At 68.7% G+C, this 2,767-nt stretch carries 4 protein-coding genes; 2 read left to right on the top strand and 2 right to left on the bottom strand.

Annotated features, from left to right (window positions below; translation table 11 throughout):
• Together FKP22_RS26435 and FKP22_RS26430 are read left to right on the top strand one after the other, a co-directional pair.
• Nucleotides 1-513, top strand: a 513-nt coding sequence (locus FKP22_RS26435; protein WP_141290885.1) for an MliC family protein, incomplete at its 5' end; no start/stop codon positions are given.
• Nucleotides 514-584: 71 nt separating this feature from the next.
• Nucleotides 585-1,565, top strand: coding sequence for a S1C family serine protease (locus FKP22_RS26430; RefSeq protein WP_141290883.1), 981 nt, complete (start codon nt 585-587; stop codon nt 1,563-1,565).
• A 39-nt stretch (nt 1,566-1,604) separates the two neighbouring features.
• Here FKP22_RS26430 and FKP22_RS26425 read toward each other — a convergent pair whose 3' ends face one another.
• Both FKP22_RS26425 and FKP22_RS26420 read right to left on the bottom strand, forming a co-directional pair.
• On the bottom strand, nt 1,605-2,123 hold the full coding sequence (locus FKP22_RS26425) for a hypothetical protein (protein ID WP_141290881.1): 519 nt from the start codon (nt 2,121-2,123) through the stop codon (nt 1,605-1,607).
• Between the two features lie 169 nt (nt 2,124-2,292).
• Nucleotides 2,293-2,767, bottom strand: a 475-nt coding sequence (locus FKP22_RS26420; protein WP_170201105.1) for an FAD-dependent oxidoreductase, incomplete at its 5' end; no start/stop codon positions are given.

Here is a 2,767-nt window from a genome sequence, read left to right as displayed (position 1 = left end):
CAGTCGCTGCTGCCGTTGCGCGTGCCGCAGTACCTGGTGTCTGCCGCGGTGCTCTTGCCGGAAGCCGCGCAGGCCTACCAGGCCAGGGCTCGCGCGCTGGGCGACGAGGTCGAGTTGCTGTCATTGCCCGGCGTGGGCCACTACGACCCGCTGCAGCCCGGCCTGCCCGCGGGTGAGGCCGTGCGCAGGCTGATCGTCGAACGTGCCTTCACGCCGCCGTTCAGCACCAGCAGCGTCAACTACCGCTGCGCCACCGGCAAGCGCCTGTCTGCCGCGTACCTGAACCTGCGTGGCGGCGAGTCGTTCGCGGTGCTGTCCTGGCAAGGTCGGCAGGAGGTGTTGCGTGCCGGCCCGGGCGGCTCTGGCGTGCGCTATGCCGCGCTGCCGGGGGCGCCGGCGGGTTCGCCCTCTGCCGGCCTGATCTGGCAGACCCAGGGAACCGAAGGCATGCTGAACCAGGAACTGGGCCAGACGACGCGCACGCTGGCTTTCGACTGCAAGCCCGAGCGCTGATTTCCAGGGCACCGCCGGGGCTTGAGTTCTTCGGCAGTGGCGCCATCTGCAGGGCTTGTTGGAGAGCTGCGATGGGTGCGAGAGAGCAGATGACCGAGGCCTGGGACGGACGTCCTGATGGCGACATCCTGGATGCGTATTCGGAAACGGTGGCTGCCACCGTCGAACGCGCGCGCGACGCGGTCGTGTTCGTGGCCGTGTCAGGCCGGCAGCAGCAAGGCAGCGGCTCCGGCTTCGTGTTCACGCCGGACGGCTACGTGCTGACCAACAGCCACGTGGTGCGGGGTGCCGTGGCGCTGGAGGTGTCACGGCCCGACGGCACGCGCGGCCAGGCCGAACTGGTGGGCGACGATCCGGATTCGGACCTCGCGGTGCTGCGCATCGGCTCCAGTCGTTTCCTGCCTCACCTTGAGCTGGGGGACTCTTCGAAGTTGCGTGTCGGGCAGGTGGCGATCGCCATTGGCAGCCCGCTGGGCTTCACGCACAGCGTGACCAGCGGCATCGTCTCCGCGCTCGGGCGAACGCTGCGCTCGGCCACCGGCCGGATGATGGACAACATCGTGCAGACCGACGCTGCGTTGAATCCCGGCAACTCCGGCGGGCCGTTGCTGGATTCGCACGGCCGCGTGATCGGCGTCAACACCGCGATCATCCGGGGCGCGCAGTCGCTCAGCTTCGCGGTGGCGGTGAATTCGGCCAAGTGGGTCGTGCCGCAGCTGCTGGCGCAGGGTCGCGTGCGCAGGGCCTACATCGGCCTGTCCGGCACCACCGAGCCGCTGTCCAGGCGCGTGGCGCGTTACCTGGGTGTGGCCCACGCGAGCGCGGTGCGCGTGTCGGAGGTGCAGCCCGACTCGCCGGCTGAGGCCGGTGGCGTCAAGCCAGATGACCTGCTGCTGGGGATCGACGGCCTGCCGGCTGCCACCGTGGACGATCTCCAACGCCTGCTGGACGGCTCGCGCATTGGCAAGGTTTGCGTGGTGCGCGTGCTGCGTGGTGCAGAGTCGCTGTTCCTGCACCTGGTCCCGGCGGAAAGCCGCCCCGCGAGGGGCTGAACTGTCGCTCGCCGCGAGGCCGGCTGCCGGCGGCGGGTGTCAGCGCGTGAACGCTTGCACGCTGCCTGCCGGCATGCCGTGGTGGCGCGCGGCCATCAGCGGGCTCTGCAGCGTGGCGGTGTAGGTCACCAGGCCTGAGTTGCAGGGCTCCGTCTGCTTGATCGAGCTGTTGACGTCCACGTAGGTGGCCTCGCCGGCCTTGACCGTGCCGGTGACCGTGGTGCCGGAGACGTCGAACTTCATCGTCAGCGTCTGGTAAAGCGACTGGCCTTTGTACTCGCTGGACAGCTTCTTGGCGGTCACCGGCAGGTAGGCGCCAATGCCCCACCAGGCGAACTTGACGTCACCGGTCTTGCAGGTCTCGTTCCACTGGGTGGAGCTGCCGGTGAAGACGAGGCCGTCGGTCTCGCTGTTGACCAGCGTGATTTCAATGCTGAGCCCGTCGGACGTGGTGCCGGCATAGGTGCCGGCGACCTGGGCATGGGCCCCTCCGGCGATCAGGGCCAGCGTGAGGGCGAGGGCGGCGTGTGCAGTGGGTGCGCGCAGGGTCTTGGACATGGGAATTCCTCCAGGGATGAACGAGCAGAACAGCTGCTCGCCGCCGCGAAAGGAGTCCCGGGCAGGGCCGTTGGCGACGAGCTGGCGCATCGTCGCGGGCCACCGTTAGGCAAACGCTAGCAAGCCGTCCGAACGCCTCTGCCCAGGAGGGCGGGCGCGTCGGCCCGCGTCAGGAGGCCTGCTGCTCCAGGAAACGCTGCGCATCCAGCGCAGCCATGCAGCCGGTGCCCGCCGAGGTGATGGCCTGGCGGTAGACGTGGTCCTGCACGTCGCCGGCGGCGAACACGCCCGGCACGCTGGTCATGGTCGCAAAGCCGTTCTGGCCGCTCTTGGTGACGATGTAGCCGTCCTTCATCTCCAGCTGGCCCTGGAAGATGTCGGTGTTCGGATGGTGGCCGATGGCGATGAAGCAGCCCTTGAGCGCGATGTCCTGCGTCGCGCTGCCGTCCACCTTCTTCAGGCGCACGCCGGTCACGCCGCTCTGGTCGCCCAGCACTTCGTCCAGCGTCTGGTGCAGGTGCAGCTTGATCTTGCCCTGCGCGACCTTCTCGTGCAGCTTGTCGATCATGATGGCCTCGGCGCGGAACTTGTCGCGCCGGTGCACCAGGTGCACCGTGCTGGCGATGTTGCTCAGGTACAGCGCC

It is taken from the genome of Ideonella azotifigens (assembly GCF_006519715.1).
In the GTDB taxonomy this organism is placed as follows: Bacteria; Pseudomonadota; Gammaproteobacteria; order Burkholderiales; family Burkholderiaceae_C; genus Ideonella; species Ideonella azotifigens.
The sequence above is the reverse complement of the archived record's forward strand: the minus strand, read 5'-3'. Positions and strand labels throughout refer to the sequence as shown.

Coding starts and splice junctions, on each gene's coding strand:
- FKP22_RS26430 (WP_141290883.1), top strand. CDS start 585: ATGGGTGCGAGAGAGCAGATGACCGAGGCCTGGGACGGACGTCCTGAT.
- FKP22_RS26425 (WP_141290881.1), bottom strand. CDS start 2,123: ATGTCCAAGACCCTGCGCGCACCCACTGCACACGCCGCCCTCGCCCTC.